Source organism: Micromonospora sp. CNZ303 (assembly GCF_004345505.1).
The window spans coordinates 219,885-234,582 of the sequence record NZ_SLVT01000001.1 but is presented as its reverse complement, the minus strand read 5'-3'; the positions used below and the strand labels follow the sequence as shown (position 1 = coordinate 234,582).

At 72.0% G+C, this 14,698-nt stretch carries 17 protein-coding genes; 1 reads left to right on the top strand and 16 read right to left on the bottom strand.

Annotated elements, in window-relative coordinates:
• Window positions 1-25: 25 nt before the first annotated feature.
• The 3 genes from EV374_RS01215 to EV374_RS01205 are packed head-to-tail and all read right to left on the bottom strand — an operon-like array spanning window position 26 to window position 3,145.
• Window positions 26-823 carry a nucleotidyltransferase domain-containing protein gene (locus EV374_RS01215; protein WP_132230916.1) on the bottom strand — a complete coding sequence of 266 codons (798 nt, stop codon included), beginning with the start codon at window positions 821-823 and terminating at the stop codon, window positions 26-28.
• Entirely contained in the window at window positions 820-2,499 is a 1,680-nt protein-coding gene (locus EV374_RS01210) for an ATP-binding cassette domain-containing protein (RefSeq protein WP_132230915.1), read from the bottom strand. The genes EV374_RS01215 and EV374_RS01210 overlap by 4 nt, the downstream gene beginning before the upstream one ends.
• 40 nt (window positions 2,500-2,539) lie before the next feature.
• Window positions 2,540-3,145, bottom strand: a complete 606-nt coding sequence (locus EV374_RS01205; protein WP_132230914.1) for a methyltransferase — start codon at window positions 3,143-3,145, stop codon at window positions 2,540-2,542.
• A 186-nt stretch (window positions 3,146-3,331) separates the two neighbouring features.
• Between EV374_RS01205 and EV374_RS01200 the strand changes: the two genes are divergently transcribed.
• Window positions 3,332-4,495 (top strand): hypothetical protein, encoded by a 1,164-nt coding sequence (locus EV374_RS01200; protein ID WP_207913788.1) that lies wholly within the window; start codon window positions 3,332-3,334, stop codon window positions 4,493-4,495.
• A gap of 72 nt (window positions 4,496-4,567) precedes the next feature.
• On the opposite strand, the gene EV374_RS01195 is transcribed toward EV374_RS01200, so the two are convergent.
• From EV374_RS01195 to secY, 13 genes are all read right to left on the bottom strand, one after another.
• Window positions 4,568-5,620, bottom strand: a complete 1,053-nt coding sequence (locus EV374_RS01195) for a P1 family peptidase (RefSeq protein WP_207913785.1) — start codon at window positions 5,618-5,620, stop codon at window positions 4,568-4,570.
• A gap of 62 nt (window positions 5,621-5,682) precedes the next feature.
• Window positions 5,683-6,513, bottom strand: coding sequence for a tRNA pseudouridine(38-40) synthase TruA (gene truA / locus EV374_RS01190; protein ID WP_132230912.1), 831 nt, complete (start codon window positions 6,511-6,513; stop codon window positions 5,683-5,685).
• A gap of 70 nt (window positions 6,514-6,583) precedes the next feature.
• The gene (gene rplQ / locus EV374_RS01185; protein ID WP_132230911.1) at window positions 6,584-7,144 is read right to left on the bottom strand and encodes a 50S ribosomal protein L17; all 561 of its coding nucleotides are present in this window, start codon (window positions 7,142-7,144) and stop codon (window positions 6,584-6,586) included.
• Window positions 7,145-7,178: 34 nt separating this feature from the next.
• The gene (locus EV374_RS01180; RefSeq protein WP_013735931.1) at window positions 7,179-8,201 is read right to left on the bottom strand and encodes a DNA-directed RNA polymerase subunit alpha; all 1,023 of its coding nucleotides are present in this window, start codon (window positions 8,199-8,201) and stop codon (window positions 7,179-7,181) included.
• 98 nt (window positions 8,202-8,299) lie between these two features.
• Window positions 8,300-8,926 carry a 30S ribosomal protein S4 gene (rpsD, locus tag EV374_RS01175; protein WP_132230910.1) on the bottom strand — a complete coding sequence of 209 codons (627 nt, stop codon included), beginning with the start codon at window positions 8,924-8,926 and terminating at the stop codon, window positions 8,300-8,302.
• A 14-nt stretch (window positions 8,927-8,940) separates the two neighbouring features.
• Window positions 8,941-9,348, bottom strand: a complete 408-nt coding sequence (rpsK, locus tag EV374_RS01170; protein ID WP_014440747.1) for a 30S ribosomal protein S11 — start codon at window positions 9,346-9,348, stop codon at window positions 8,941-8,943.
• 18 nt (window positions 9,349-9,366) lie between these two features.
• Window positions 9,367-9,747: a 30S ribosomal protein S13 gene (gene rpsM / locus EV374_RS01165; protein WP_088998365.1), complete on the bottom strand. Its 381-nt coding sequence runs from the start codon at window positions 9,745-9,747 to the stop codon at window positions 9,367-9,369.
• 262 nt (window positions 9,748-10,009) lie between these two features.
• A complete protein-coding gene (gene rpmJ / locus EV374_RS01160; RefSeq protein WP_012184307.1) occupies window positions 10,010-10,123 on the bottom strand; it encodes a 50S ribosomal protein L36 in 114 nt (37 codons plus the stop codon).
• A gap of 93 nt (window positions 10,124-10,216) precedes the next feature.
• Window positions 10,217-10,438: a translation initiation factor IF-1 gene (infA, locus tag EV374_RS01155; RefSeq protein WP_007073013.1), complete on the bottom strand. Its 222-nt coding sequence runs from the start codon at window positions 10,436-10,438 to the stop codon at window positions 10,217-10,219.
• Between the two features lie 228 nt (window positions 10,439-10,666).
• Entirely contained in the window at window positions 10,667-11,290 is a 624-nt protein-coding gene (locus EV374_RS01150) for a DUF1707 SHOCT-like domain-containing protein (RefSeq protein WP_165947697.1), read from the bottom strand.
• 256 nt (window positions 11,291-11,546) lie between these two features.
• On the bottom strand, window positions 11,547-12,398 hold the full coding sequence (gene map, locus EV374_RS01145) for a type I methionyl aminopeptidase (protein WP_132230909.1): 852 nt from the start codon (window positions 12,396-12,398) through the stop codon (window positions 11,547-11,549).
• A gap of 93 nt (window positions 12,399-12,491) precedes the next feature.
• Window positions 12,492-13,145, bottom strand: a complete 654-nt coding sequence (locus EV374_RS01140) for an adenylate kinase (protein ID WP_091627746.1) — start codon at window positions 13,143-13,145, stop codon at window positions 12,492-12,494.
• Window positions 13,146-14,474 (bottom strand): preprotein translocase subunit SecY, encoded by a 1,329-nt coding sequence (secY, locus tag EV374_RS01135; RefSeq protein ID WP_132230908.1) that lies wholly within the window; start codon window positions 14,472-14,474, stop codon window positions 13,146-13,148. It abuts the gene before it with no gap.
• Window positions 14,475-14,698: the final 224 nt, after the last annotated feature.

Sequence of the window (14,698 nt, the reverse complement as noted above, 5' to 3'; positions counted from 1 at the left end):
GCTGCCGGGCGCACGCTGCGAACCGTCAGTCGAGCACGTCGGCGACCAGCCGGCGCGCGGCGGCGAGCGTGCCGGCCAGCTCGTCCGGCGTGTGCCCGACCCCGCCCAGCAGCGCCTGCGCCCGCCCGGCGAAGTCGGGCGGCGCGCCCGGCAGCCGCCCGGCGGAGGCGATCATGCCCTTCTCGTTGACCAGCCACCGCCCGGCCCGGGCGTGCAGCACCTGGGCGAGTACGCCGACCACCCGGAACAGGCAGCCGGCCACGTACCCGCTGTCGCCGGCCACGGCGGCCTTGGCCGCGCCGTCGATCAGGAACCGGGCCTCCCAGCCGCCGGCGGTCAGGGCGTCGGCCAGGGCGGGCGGGTACGCGAGCGTCTCCTCCCGCAGCGCGGTCAGCTCACCCGTCGGGTCGCCGAGCACCCGGCAGTACGCCACCTCGCCGACGTACGCGGGCGAGTAGAAGCCGAGCGGGTGCCCGGCCTGCACGCCGACCTCGTAGCGGCCGGCCCGGCAGTCGGCCCAGATCCGGCGCACCCGGTCGAGGTCGCGGTAGATCCAGTCGACGGCCGCCCCGCCGATCCGCAGCCATCCGCCGCCGTCGACCCAGGGCCCCCACCCACCGGGCGGGGTCAGGTCGACCTGCTCGTCGGCCACCGAGGCGGCGACGGCGCGCAGCCCCGGCACGTCCAGCTCGCCCCGGTAGTAGAGGCCGAGGTCCCAGTCGGAGTCGGGCCGGTGCTCGCCCCGGGCCCGGCTGCCGCCGAGCGCGACGGCGACGACCCCGTCGACGACGCAGAGGCGGTCGGCGAGGTCGGCGGGGATCACGCCACGTCCCAGACCGGCTCCGGTGTCTCCACCACCTCGTTGTCGCCCCGGAAGAGCACGAACCGGTCGAAGGTGCGGGTGAACCAGCGGTCGTGGGTCACCGCCACCACGGTCCCCTCGAACGCGGTCAGCCCCGCCTCCAGCGCCTCCGCCGAGGCCAGGTCGAGGTTGTCGGTGGGCTCGTCGAGCAGCAGCAGGGTCGCGCCGGACAACTCCAGCAGCAGCACCAGGAAGCGCGCCTGCTGGCCACCGGAGAGCGTGCCGAAGCGCTGGTCGCCCTGCCCCGCCAGCTCGTACCGGCTCAGTGCCGCCATCGCGGCGTGCCGGTCCATGCCGGTCCGGTGCTCGTCGCCCCGCCAGAGGATCTCGACGAGGGTCTTCGTCATCAGTTCCGGCCGGTCGTGGGTCTGCGAGAAGTGCCCGGGGCGCACGCGCGCGCCGAGCCGGGCCACCCCGTCGTGCACCACCGGCGCGAGCGCGGCGGCGCCGTCGACCGGCCCGTTGGCAGGGTCGGGGTCGGTGCCGCCCCGGGCGAGCAGCCGCAGGAAGTGCGACTTGCCCGTGCCGTTGGCGCCGAGCACCGCGACCCGGTCGCCGTACCAGATCTCCAGGTCGAACGGGAAGGTCAGGCCGTCGAGCTCCAGCTGCTCGCAGATCACCGCGCGCTTGCCGGTCCGCCCGCCGGTGAGCTGCATCCGGATGTCCTGGTCCTTCGGCGGTACGGGCGGCGGCCCGGCCTCCTCGAACTTGCGCAGCCGGGTCTGCGCGGCCTGGTAGCGCGACGCCAGCCCGTCGTTGTACGCGGCCTTCTGCTTGTACATCAGCATCAGCTCGCGCAGCTTCTGGTGTTCCTCGTCCCACCGCCTGCGCAGCTCGTCGAGGCGGGCGTGCCGGGCCAGCCGGGCGGAGTGCCAGCTCGCGAAGCCGCCCGGGTGCACCCAGGCGCTGCCGCCCTCCACGGCGACCACCCGGTCGGCGGTCTGGGCGAGCAGTTCCCGGTCGTGCGAGACGTAGAGCACCGACTTGGTCGACTCCCGCAGCCGCCCCTCCAGCCACCGTTTGCCGGGCACGTCGAGGAAGTTGTCCGGCTCGTCGAGGAGCAGCACCTCGTCGGGGCCGCGCAGCAGCAGTTCGAGGGCGAAGCGCTTCTGCTGGCCGCCGGAGAGGGTCCGGACGGGCCGTTCCCGGGCGCTCTCCCAGGGCAGGCCGAGCACGATGGTGGCGACCGTGTCGAAGAGCACCTCGGCGTCGTACCCGCCGACCTCGCCCCAGGCCGCGAGCGCGTCCGCGTACGCCAGCTGGGCCTTGCCGGCGGCGGTGCTGTACTTGCCGCGGACCTCGGCGGCGCGCATGGCCCCCTCGGTCTCGACCAGCCGGCGGCCGGCGTCGCGCAGCGCGGGCGGCGCCAGCGACAGAGCCAGGTCGGCCAGCGTCGACTCGTCGCCGATCATCCCGATGAACTGGCGCATCACGCCCAGCCCGCCGGCGCGCGCGATCGCGCCGGTCTTCACCGGCAGGTCGCCGGCGACCATCCGCAGCAACGTCGTCTTGCCCGCGCCGTTCGGCCCGACCAGGGCCACCTTGGCGCCCTCCCCGACCCGGAACGACACGTCGGAGAAGAGTTCCCGGCCGTCGGGAAGGATGTGCCCGACCGCTGCCACGTCCACGTATCCCACGCCGGCATCCTGCCCGAGCACCGCCGGGCGGCCCAACCAATTACCGGGTGACCCGCAGCACGCGGTAGCCCTTCTGGCTGGCGTGCCGCCCCACCTGCCAGCCCTGCTCGACGAGCCAGCGCTGCAACGAGTCCCCGCCCAGGTAGCGGGCCACCACCAGCCAGGCGACGCCGTCCGGGGCGAGCCGGGACAGCCAGCGCAGCAGGATCGCGTGCAGCTCGTCCTTGCCGACGTGGATCGGGGGGTTGGACCAGATCTCGGCGAAGGTCAGCTCGGCCGGTACGTCGTCCGGCGCGGCGACGTGCACCCGGTCGGCCGCGCCGACCCGCGCGGCGTTGGCCGCGGTGAGCTCCCGGGCCCGTTCGTTGACGTCGACGGCCCACACGGTCGCCGTGGGGGCGGACTCCGCGAGTACGCAGGCGATCGGGCCGAAGCCGCAGCCGAGGTCGAGCAGGGCGCCGGTGGTGTCGGTGGCCGGCAGCTCGGCCTTGCGCAGCAGCACGGCCGTGCCGGGGTCGAGGCGGGCGGCGGAGAAGACGCCGGCGGAGGATGCCAGGGTGTAGTCGCGGCCGGCGACGGAGAACTCGACCTCGCGCGGGTTGGCGGCGGTCGTGGGTTCAGCGGTGAAGTAGTGTTCGCCGGTCACGCCGGCAATTCTCGCACCGCCGCCGCCCACGCCAGCGCGGACCCGGCATGGCCCGGCCCGGCCCGCCCGCATCGGCGCGGGCCCGGCACAGGCCCGGCGCCGGGACCCAGCACGAGCCGAAACGACTCCGACCACAATTTCCCATTATTCACACCTAAAGGGACAATGCCTCCTACTCTGGGCGGCATGGTGTATCGGTACGAGTCCGATGAGGACGCATTCATGGAGTACCCGGAGCCCGGGTCCGACGGGCCGGTGCTCGGTGCTGGTCCGCCTCCCCCCGCCGGCCCCTCCCCGTCCCGCTTCCCGACGCCGTCGCTGCCCCGCGCCAACCGGGTCGCGCTGCCCTCCACCGTGCCGGAGCCGGTCCGCGCCGCGGCGCAGGTGTCGCCGCCGCCCGCCGCCGCGCCGGACCCGATCCGCGCCGCGGCGCAGGTGTCGCCGCCGCCGCCCGCCCACGTGCGGGCGCCCGCCGAGGGGCAGTCGCCGGCCTGGCCGCCCGCGCCGGTCGAGCCCTCTCCGCCGGTCGAGTCGGCCGCGCCGGTCGAGCCGCCGCCGTCAGCCGAGCGGTCGCAGCGGGGTGGCGGCAGGTGGTGGCAGGTCGTGGTCGGCGGCGCGGCCGTCCTCGCGCTGCTGGCGCTCTGCGGCCTGGGTGCCGCCGCCCTGCTGGCCGAGCGCGACGGGACGCCACAGAACACGACCACGTCCCAACCGGAGGCGGCCGAGTCCGCCGACGTCGGGGCGCAGCCGCTCGACTCGCGGGAGACCGACCAGGCGCCGCTGACCGCCAAGGAGCTCTTCCCCGGCAAGCAACTCGTCGTCGCGGACGGGGAGCCCGCCTACAAGGTGTTGAAGAGCCAGTCCAGCGCCGCCTGCGCGGTGGCGGCCACCGGTGAGGTCGCCGACCTGCTGGTCCGCCTCGGCTGCACCCAGGTGGTCCGGGCCACGCTGCGGACGCCCGACGGCGCCCACCTCGTCACCACCGGCCTGTTCAACCTGACCGACCGGGCCAACGCCGAACGCGCCCGGGACCGGATCCGGCTGCTGCTCGACGAGCGGGAGGGCCGGTTCCGGGGCATGGCGGCCGACGAGGAGAGCGCGGCGATCGCCACCGCGCCGGCCCGCGTCGGCTGGCAGGTGCGCGGCCACTACCTCGCGTACGCCGTGGTCACCCGCCGCGACGGCGAGACGATCGGGTCCGGTGACACGAAGGCCCGGGAGATCCTCTTCGACATGATCGAGCTGCACCTCAACCGGGGCGTGCTGGAGCGCCGGGCGGACGGCGGCACGGCCGGCCAGCCGACCGACGAGGGCGCGAGCGACACCGGCAGGCAGGACGGGGACGACTGACCGGGCCGCGACGGCGAGCGCGCGCAGCGGGTACGTGGGCCACGGCCGCGTGCCCGTTCCGCGTCCCGCCACCTACGTCCGGAGCTCGACCCCGTGTGCCCTTAGCAGGTCGAGCATCCGGTCGTGCGGGACCGCGTACTTGACCCGCCCCTTGACTCCGACGGTGGTGCGCGCCATGAACAGCGAGTTCAGCAGTGCCTCCTCCGTGGCCTCCAGCACCGCCGCGAAGATCGGCTCCAGGTCGGACTCCGGCGCCGTCGGTGCCTGCGTGTCGGCGGTGGAGAACGCCAGGGCGTAGTCGCCGCTGCCGCCGGCGAAGTCCGAGCCGACCCGCGCCATGGCGAAGATGGCCCGGCGGGCCACCCGACCCAGCTGCCGCGCGTCGAGGCGGCCGTCCGTGGCGACCACGATGACGCACGAGTTCCCCGGTTGCTCCGGCCGGCCCGGCAGCGACAGGCTCGGCACTCCCACCTGCTCCGGCCGGACCGGCACCCCGCACACCTGTAGCAGGCCGGAGAAGTTGGACTGCACCAGCACGCCGACGGTGACGGCGCCACGGGAGGTCGTGGCGAGCCGCGAGGACGTGCCGATGCCGGCCTTGAAGCCGAGGGCCGCCGTGCCCGTACCGGCGCCGACGGCCCCCTCCCCGGGCAGTCCGCCGTGGGCCTCCGCCAGCGCCGCGAGGACGTGCTGCTCCCCCACCGGCCGCGCCCGGATGTCGGACAGGAACCCGTCGTTGGTCTCCGCCACCACCGGGTTCAGCGACTCGACCGTCTCCCGGCCCGGCTGCCCGAGCATGTACGTGACCAGCGCGTCCGCGGCCCGGAACGTCGACAGCGTCGCGGTCAGCACCACCGGCGTCTCGATCTCGCCCAGCTCGGCCACCTGGGTCGAGCCGACCATCTTGCCGTGCCCGTTGCCCACGAACAGTCCCGCCGGCAGCGACCGGCGGTCGGTCAGCTGGTCCGGGACGATCGCCGTCACCCCGCTGCGGATGCTGTCCCCGTCGACCAGCGTGGTGTGGCCCACCCGCACGCCGGGCACGTCGGTGACGGCGTTCAGCGGTCCCGTCGGCAGCGTCCCGACGACGATGCCGAGGTCCCGTCCACGGCGAGGTTCCTGCACGGCTTCCACTCCTTGACGCTCGACGATGCTCTGCCGGGTGCCGGAAGGCAGGCCCCGGGCGGTCAGCCCTCCACGGGTACGCGCAACTGCCGGGTCGCCTCGGCGCGGCGGGCGTACTCGGCCGGATCCTCGGGGTAGCCGACGGCGACCAGGGTCAGCCCGTGCGCCGGCGCCACGGTCACCTCGCTGGAGCGTTCCCGGCGGGCCAGCAGGCTGCCCGGCCACCCGGCCGGCCGGCGCCCGTCACCGGCGACCAGCATGGCGCCGACGAGGCTGCGCACCATCGCCTGGCAGAACGCGTCGGCCTGCACGGTGGCCACGAGGATCCCGTCCGGGTCCCGCCGCCAGTCCAGCCGGGTCACCTCGCGCAGCGTGGTGGCGTTCTCCTTGCGCCGGCAGTACGCGGCGAAGTCGTGCTCCCCCACCAGTCCCGCCGCGGCGGCGTTCAGCGCGGCCAGGTCGAGCGGCTTCGGCCAGGCCAGGATCTCGTGCCGGCGCAGCGGCTCGGCACCCCAGGTGGCGTCGGTGACCCGGTACTCGTAGCGGCGGAAGGTGGCCGAGAACCGGGCGTCGAAGTCGGCGGGCACCTCGGCCATCGCGCGTACCCGGACGTCGGTGGGGAGCAGCCGGGCCAGTCGGCGCAGCAGCCGTCCGTCGTGCTCCCGCCACACGGCTGCCGGCAGGTCGAGGTGGCAGACCTGCCCGGTGGCGTGCACCCCGGCGTCGGTGCGACCTGCCACGGTCAGGCCGGTCGCCGTACCCGCGCCGAGGACCAGGTCGAGGGTCTCCACGAGCACCCCGGCGACCGTGCGCCGGGTGGGCTGGGCGGCCCAGCCGGAGAAGCCCGACCCGTCGTACGCGACGTCCAGCCGCAGCCGGATGCGCTCGTCCACTCGTACCTCCGCCTCACGGGGTCGGGCCCGGCACCCCACGAGGGGGTGCCGGGCCCGACGGTGGCCTGGATCAGGCCTTGTCGTTCTCGCCGGCCTCGTCGCTGTCCTCGCGGGCGGCGGCGGTGTCGCCGGACGCCGACACGGGCGCCTCGGCGTCCTGGTCGCCCGAGTTCGACTTCGGGGCCTCCTCGGCCGGGGCGAGCGCCTCGACCTTGTCCTGCTGCGCGGCCTTGCGGGCGGCGGTCTTCTTGTTCGCCTTCGGCTCGGCGACCTGAAGCTCCTCGACCAGCTCGATGATCGCCATCGGCGCGTTGTCACCCTTGCGCGGACCGGTCTTCACGATCCGGGTGTAGCCACCGTTGCGGGTGGCGAACCGGGGGGCGATCTGGTCGAACAGGGCGTAGACCACGTCCTTGTCCTTGACGACGCCCAGCACCCGCCGGCGGGACGCCAGGTCGCCGCGCTTGGCCTTGGTGATGAGCTGCTCGGCCAGCGGACGCAGCCGCCGGGCCTTCGTCTCGGTGGTCTTGATCTTGCCGTGCTGGAACAGCGCAGTGGCCAGGTTGGCCAGCATCAGCCGCTCGTGCGCGGGGCTGCCGCCGAGGCGGGGGCCCTTGGTGGGCGTGGGCATGCTTGGTGCTCCTCAGGTGTGGCGGCAGCGCGGACTAGAGCTGCTCGGTCTCGCGATAGTCGTCGGTGTCGTAGTCGGCCTCGCCGAAGGCGTCCACGACGTGCGCCGGGTCGAAGTTCGGGGCCGAGTCCTTCAGCCCCAGCCCCATCCCGGCGAGCTTCATCTTGACCTCGTCGATCGACTTCTGACCGAAGTTGCGGATGTCGAGGAGGTCGGCCTCGGTACGCCCGATGAGCTCACCAACGGAGTTGATGCCCTCGCGCTTGAGGCAGTTGTAGGAGCGGACGGTCAGGTCCAGCTCCTCGATCGGCAGCGCCAGGTCGGCCGCGAGCTGGGCGTCCTGCGGGGACGGCCCGATGTCGATGCCCTCGGCGGTCTCGTCCAGCTCCCGGGCCAGACCGAACAGCTCCACCAGCGTCGAGCCGGCGGAGGCCAGCGCGGTACGCGGGCCCATCGACGGCTTGGTCTCGACGTCGATGATCAGCCGGTCGAAGTCGGTCCGCTGCTCGACACGGGTCGCCTCGACGCGGTACGTCACCTTCAGCACCGGCGAGTAGATCGAGTCGACCGGGATCCGGCCGATCTCGGCGCCGGCCTGCTTGTTCTGCGCCGCGGTGACGTAGCCGCGACCCCGCTCGACGGTCAGCTCCATGTCGAGCCGGCCCTTGCCGTTGAGGGTGGCGAGCTTCAGGTCCGGGTTGTGCACCGAGACGCCGGCCGGCGGCTGGATGTCGCCCGCCGTCACGTCGCCCGGGCCCTGCTTGCGCAGGTACATGCTGACCGGCTCGTCGTGCTCGGAGCTGACGCAGAGCTCCTTGATGTTCATGACGAGCTCGACCACGTCCTCCTTGACACCGGGGATCGTGGTGAACTCGTGCAGCACGCCGTCGATCTTGATCGAGGTGACCGCCGCACCCGGGATCGACGACAGCAGCGTGCGCCGCAGCGAGTTGCCCAGGGTGTACCCGAAGCCCGGCTCCAGCGGCTCGATGGTGAACCGGGACCGGGTCTCGTTGATCGACTCCTCGGAGAGAGTCGGTCGCTGGCTGATGAGCATGTCTTCTCTTCTCTTCCGGGGCGCCCGCCATATGACGCCCACGACAAACTGTTCCGGTGGCCCGCCCCGGAAGGGCGGGCCACCGCAACGAGCTCCGACTACTTGGAGTAGAGCTCGACGATCAGCTGCTCCTGGACCTGCGTGTCGATGACCTGGCGGGCCGGGAGCGAGTGCACGAGCACCTTCATCTGGCTGGGGATAGCCTCCAGCCACGCCGGAACCGACTTCGAGCCGGCCTCGGCCTGCGCCACGATGAACGGGGTGAGCTCCTTGCTCTTGCCCCGGACCTCGATGATGTCGTGCTCCTTGACGCGGAACGACGGGATGTCGACCTTCTTGCCGTTCACGGTGAAGTGACCGTGCTTGACGAGCTGGCGGGCCATGTCCCGGGACTTGGCGTAGCCGGCCCGGTAGACCACGTTGTCCAGCCGCGACTCGAGGATCTGCAGGAGAACCTCACCGGTCTTGGCCTTCTTGCCCACGGCCTCTTCGTAGTAGCCGCGGAACTGCTTCTCCAGCACGCCGTACACGCGGCGGGCCTTCTGCTTCTCACGGAGCTGGAGCAGGTACTCCGTCTCCTTCGTGCGGCCGCGGCCGTGCTGTCCGGGCGGGAACGGCCGGGACTCGAACGGGCACTTCGGGCCATCGCACTTGCTGCCCTTGAGGAACAGCTTCATCTTCTCCCGCCGGCAACGGCGGCAGTCAGCACCGGTGTAACGAGCCATCTCTCTCTAACCTCTCAGACCCGGCGACGCTTCGGCGGACGGCACCCGTTGTGCGGCTGCGGCGTGACGTCGGAGATCTGCCCGACCTCGAGCCCGGCTGCCTGCAGCGAACGGATGGCGGTCTCCCGGCCGGAGCCGGGTCCCTTGACGAACACGTCGACCTTGCGCATGCCGTGCTCCATCGCCCGACGCGCGGCGGCCTCGGCGGCCAGCTGCGCGGCGAACGGGGTCGACTTGCGGGAGCCCTTGAAGCCCACCTGGCCCGAGGAGGCCCAGGAGATGACCGCACCGGTCGGGTCCGTGATGGACACGATGGTGTTGTTGAAGGTGCTCTTGATGTGCGCCTGCCCGTGGGCGACGTTCTTGCGTTCCTTGCGCCGGACCTTCTTGACGGCGGCTCCGGCACGAGCCTTCGGTGGCATAAGTCTGTGCGCTCCTAGTTACTTCTTGCCGGGCTTCTTCTTGCCGGCCACGGTCCGCTTCGGGCCCTTGCGGGTCCGCGCGTTGGTCTTGGTCCGCTGGCCACGCACGGGCAGGCCCCGGCGGTGCCGGATACCCGCGTAGCAGCCGATCTCGACCTTGCGGCGGATGTCAGCGGCGACCTCGCGGCGCAGGTCGCCTTCAACCTTGTAGTTGCCCTCGATGTGGTTACGGAGCTGGACCAGCTCCTCGTCCGTGAGGTCCCGGACGCGCTTGTCCGGCGAGATGCCGGTGGCAGAGAGCGTCTCCAGGGCCCGGGTGCGACCCACGCCGAAGATGTAGGTGAGCGCGATCTCCATCCGCTTCTCGCGGGGGAGGTCGACGCCGACTAGACGTGCCATGTGCGGGCGTACTCCTCGTGATGTTCTGGCGGAGGTGTGGACCCGTCCCACCCCGCTACCGACCGTTCCGCCACCGGCGTCGTGCGCCGGCGACCAGGTCGGTCGCTGCCCGAGCGGGCCCCGGCCTCCGACCGGGGGTCAACCACGATGAGGTACGCGACGCGCACCGCCCGCGGCTGGGACGAGCATGTGATTCGGTGTCTGGATCTGCGGCCCGGACCGATTTCGACCGACCGTTGTCACACGGCCGGCCGGAACTGGTTCAGCCCTGGCGCTGCTTGTGGCGCGGGTCGGTGCAGATGACCATGACCCGGCCGTGCCGGCGAATGACCCGGCACTTGTTGCAGATCCTCTTGACGCTCGGCTTGACCTTCACGGTTGCCTTACTTCCCATCTGGCCCGACGACGCGCCGAGGCGCGACACCGGACGTCGAAGACGGACACGGGGACGTCCCGGCCGCCGTCAGGCTTACTTGTAGCGGTAGACGATGCGCCCGCGGGTCAGGTCGTACGGCGAGAGTTCGACGACGACCCGGTCCTCCGGCAGGATGCGGATGTAGTGCTGCCGCATCTTGCCGCTGATGTGAGCCAGCACCTTGTGGCCGTTCGCGAGCTCCACCCGGAACATGGCGTTCGGCAGGGGCTCGATGACCCGACCCTCGATCTCGATGGCTCCGTCTTTTTTCGGCATGTCCTCCGCTGTCCTGACGTCGGTTACTCCGGACGGCCCACAACGTCTTACACGGGCCACCGATCAAGATCAGATTGCCCGCGCCAGCCGCGGCTCCGGCTCCCACCGAAGCGCAGGGTGGGCATGCCGGAGTGGACGCTGTGCGCCGATCAGAAAGTGTACGCCCGCCTGCGGGCCGTCGCCAAACCGGCCGGGAATCGGTGCGTCGAACCGGACGGAACGGGCCATTCACACCTCGGCGTCGGCCTCGCCCGGGCGGCCTTCCCGCTGGGCCGGCGGCAGCTCCCGCACCGGGCTCCGGCTCCCCTCCTCGGCGGCGGCCAGCTCGCGCTTGCGCGCCCGCTTCGCCCGGCGGCGCTCGCGCCGTCGCTCCCGCTGCTCAGCCTCCCGCCGCGGCTCCCCGCTGACGAGACCGGCGACCGTGCGCACCACGAGCACCGCTCCCCACGGCCCGGCCACCCAGACGGGCCAGAAGTAGAGCAGATCCGTGGAGAGCGCGGACGTCACCGCCCAGACGGTCACCGTGATCGCGACGACCCGCAGGTACGGCAGCCACACCTCGGCCAGCCACCGGGCCGTCACGGACGAGGTCGCCGACGACCGGACACCCTCCGCCGGCGACGGGGCGGCCTCCCGCCGCGTGGCGAGCTCCGACGCCGCCGGGGACGCCGGCGCCGGCAGGTCGACCACCAGCGCGTCCAGCTCGCCGTACGTGCGTGCGGCGTACGCCCGCTGCAACCGCTCGTCGTACTCGTGCAGGTCCAGCCGGCCCTCGTCGACGGCCACCCGCAGCCGCTCCGCCACCGTCTGGCGGTCGGCGTCAGCGGCCCGCATCCCGTCGCGTCCCTCCATGCCCGCAAGCATGCCACCGCTCCACCAGCCGCTGCCCCTCCCGCCGCTGCGCGCACGAGGCGCGGGAGGGCGCCCCGGCCGGCGGTCGGGGCGGCGGTGCGCCGGAGCCCCGACTCGCGCCGGTCCGGCATCGCGCAGCCGAGCCCCCGCGACTCCGGCCCTCGGTGCGCGTCGCCCTCCGGCCCCTCGGTGCGGCTGGTGCGCGCCTAGGGGACGGAAGGACGGGACGCGGTGCCCGGCGGAGCGCTGCTGTGGCTCAGCGAGCCGGCGAGTCCGCGGGCTGCCGGGAGGTGACCAGCTCGCCCAGGCGGGCGCGCCCGCCGTCCGGCGCGGTCAGCACCCAGACGCCGTCCGGGAGCAGCGCCATCGTGTGCTCGACGTGCACCGCCATCGACCGGTCCCGGGTGATCACGGTCCAGCCGTCGGAGAGTTCGACCGTCCGGGGCGAACCCATCGTGATCATCGGCTCGATGGCCAGCGCCATGCCCGGCACCAGGCGCGGGCCCTTGCCCGGCCGCCCGTGGTTGAGCACGTGCGGGTCCTGGTGCATCTCGGTGCCGATGCCGTGCCCGCCGTAGCCGTCGACGATGCCGTACCGCCCGCCCTTGCGGACCGCGTCCTCGACGGCGTGCGAGATGTCGGTGAGCCGGCCCTTGCCGCTGGCCGAGCCACGGGCGGCTGCGGCGATGCCCGCCCACATGGCGTCCTCGGCCACCGCCGCCATCTTCAGCAGCGCCGGTTCGACCTCGCCCACCGCGACGGTGATGGCGGCGTCGCCGTGCCAGCCGTCGAGCACCGCACCGCAGTCGATCGAGATCAGGTCGCCGTCGCGGAGCACCTGCTGCGCCGACGGGATGGCGTGCACGACCTGCTCGTTGACCGACGAGCAGATCGACGCGGGAAAGCCGTGGTAGCCCTTGAAGGAGGGGACGGCACCGGCCTCGCGGATGGTCGACTCGGCGATGGCGTCCAGGTCGGCGGTGCTGACCCCGGGGGCGACCGCCTCCCGCATCCGACGCAGTGCCTCGGCGACCACCAGCCCGGCGGCCCGCATCTTCTCGATCTGGTCAGGGGTCTTCAGCTGGATGTCCAGCTGGGGACGACGCATGGAGCCGTTACCTTTCGTTGCAGATGCCGAAGAGCGGGGCACGTCAGGCGTACCCCGCTCTTCGCACTCTATCCGCCGGAGCCCGGCGGGACGTCAGCCGCCGTACGAGCGCAGGGCGTCGATGGCGCGGACGGTGACGTCCTCCACCGGGCCGGTGGCGTCGATGCCCACCAGCTTGCCCTGGGCGCCGTAGTAGTCGACCAGCGGCGCGGTCTTGTCCGCGTACTCGCGCAGGCGGGTGGCGATGGTCTCCGGCTTGTCGTCGTCGCGCTGGAACAGCTCGGCGCCGCACCGGTCGCAGATGCCCTCACGCGAGGTGGCGTCGAACTCGACGTGCCAGATCTTGCCGCAGCCCCGGCAGGTGCGCCGACCGGAGAGCCGCCGGATCACCTCGTCGTCGTCGACGACCAGCTCCAGCACCAGGTCCAGCGCGGTGCCCAGGTCGGCGAGGAGCTTGTCCAGCGCGGCGGCCTGCGGCGTCGTGCGCGGGAAGCCGTCGAGCAGGAAGCCCTCGGAGGCGTCCGGCTCGGCGAGCCGGTCCCGCACCATGTTGATGGTGACCTCGTCGGGCACCAGCTCGCCGGCGTCCATGTAGCGCTTCGCCTCGACGCCGAGCGGGGTGCCCTGCGAGACGTTCGACCGGAAGATGTCGCCGGTCGAGATCTTCGGGACCGAGAGGTGCGCGGCGATGAACTCGGCCTGCGTGCCCTTGCCCGCACCCGGCGGGCCAACCAGAACGAGTCTCATCTACCGCAGGAACCCTTCGTAGTTCCGCTGCATGAGTTGGCTCTCGATCTGCTTCGTGGTCTCCAGACCGACGCCGACCATGATCAGCACAGCGGTGCCGCCGAACGGGAAGTTCAGGTACTGCTGCTTGTCCAGCCAGATGAAGAAGAAGTTCGGCAGGATCGAGATGATGCCCAGGTAGAGGGCGCCCGGCAGCGTGATCCGACTGAGGATGAAGTCGAGGTAGTCGGCGGTCGGCTTGCCCGGGCGGATGCCCGGCACGAAGCCGCCGTACTTCTTCATGTTGTCCGCGACCTCGGTCGGGTTGAACGTGATCGAGACGTAGAAGTACGTGAAGAAGATGATCAGCAGGAAGTAGACCGCGATGTAGATCGGGCTCGTCGGGTCCACCAGGTTGTTCTGGATCCACGCCTGCGTCTTGCCCGGGTTGTTCTGGTCGAAGAACTGCAGCGCCAGCTGGGGCAGGTAGAGCAGCGAGGAGCCGAAGATGACCGGGATGACACCCGCCTGGTTGACCTTCAGCGGGATGTAGGTCGAGGTGCCGCCGTACATCCGCCGGCCGATCATGCGCTTGGCGTACTGCACCGGGATCCGGCGCTGCGCCTGCTCGATGAAGGTGACCGCGGTGATGACCACCAGGACCAGCGCGATAACGAGGAGGAACTTGCCCCAGCCACCGGTCTGCTTGATCTGCCAGCCCTCGCTGGGAAGCCGGGCGGCGATCGAGGTGAAGATCAGGACGGACATGCCGTTGCCGACGCCCCGGTCGGTGATCAGCTCACCGAGCCACATCACCACGCCGGTGCCGGCGGTCATCGTCATGACCAGGAGGCTGAGGGTCAGCCAGTCCGGGATCCCGGTCCCCTCGGGGATGATCGGGAACTGGTCGCACTGGTTGTTGAACAGCTGCCCGGAGCGGGCCAGCGCCACGAACGCCGACGCCTGGAGGACGCCCAGGCCCAGGGTCAGGTAGCGGGTGTACTGGGTGATCTTCGCCTGGCCGGACTGGCCCTCCTTGCGGAGCTGCTCCAGCCGGGGGATCACCACCGTCAGCAGCTGCAGGATGATCGACGCTGTGATGTACGGCATGATGCCCAGCGCGAAGACCGAGAGCTGCAGCAGCGCTCCGCCGGAGAAGAGGTTGAGCAGGTTCATCACGCCCGTGGAGCCGTTCTCCATGGCGTCGATGCACTTCTGGACGTTGCCGTACGAGACGCCCGGGCTGGGCAGCGTCGCCCCGAGCCGGTAGACCGCGATGATGCCTACTGTGAACAGCAGCTTCTTGCGCAGGTCAGGCGTACGGAACGCACTGAGAAAGGCGGACAGCAACTTCTTCCTCCTGCGCGAGGCGGGCCGCCGGTGATCCCTGGCGGGGCGGGTTGGGTGCCGGGCGAGTGCCCGATATCCATGGCTGGGAAGGGACTCTAACAGTCCGATCCCCGTCCGGGCAGATGTGCCCGGCTACATAAACCGAATCCGATGTTACCCGGCGCACACGTGCCAGGCAGACCATGACGCCCGCCCAGTTGCGACAACTGAGCGGGCGCCATGGA

Coding starts and splice junctions, on each gene's coding strand:
- EV374_RS01200 (WP_207913788.1), top strand. CDS start 3,332: ATGGTGTATCGGTACGAGTCCGATGAGGACGCATTCATGGAGTACCCG.
- rplQ (WP_132230911.1), bottom strand. CDS start 7,144: ATGCCCACGCCCACCAAGGGCCCCCGCCTCGGCGGCAGCCCCGCGCAC.
- EV374_RS01180 (WP_013735931.1), bottom strand. CDS start 8,201: ATGCTCATCAGCCAGCGACCGACTCTCTCCGAGGAGTCGATCAACGAG.
- rpsD (WP_132230910.1), bottom strand. CDS start 8,926: ATGGCTCGTTACACCGGTGCTGACTGCCGCCGTTGCCGGCGGGAGAAG.
- rpsK (WP_014440747.1), bottom strand. CDS start 9,348: ATGCCACCGAAGGCTCGTGCCGGAGCCGCCGTCAAGAAGGTCCGGCGC.
- rpsM (WP_088998365.1), bottom strand. CDS start 9,747: ATGGCACGTCTAGTCGGCGTCGACCTCCCCCGCGAGAAGCGGATGGAG.
- infA (WP_007073013.1), bottom strand. CDS start 10,438: ATGCCGAAAAAAGACGGAGCCATCGAGATCGAGGGTCGGGTCATCGAG.
- EV374_RS01150 (WP_165947697.1), bottom strand. CDS start 11,290: ATGGAGGGACGCGACGGGATGCGGGCCGCTGACGCCGACCGCCAGACG.
- map (WP_132230909.1), bottom strand. CDS start 12,398: ATGCGTCGTCCCCAGCTGGACATCCAGCTGAAGACCCCTGACCAGATC.
- EV374_RS01140 (WP_091627746.1), bottom strand. CDS start 13,145: ATGAGACTCGTTCTGGTTGGCCCGCCGGGTGCGGGCAAGGGCACGCAG.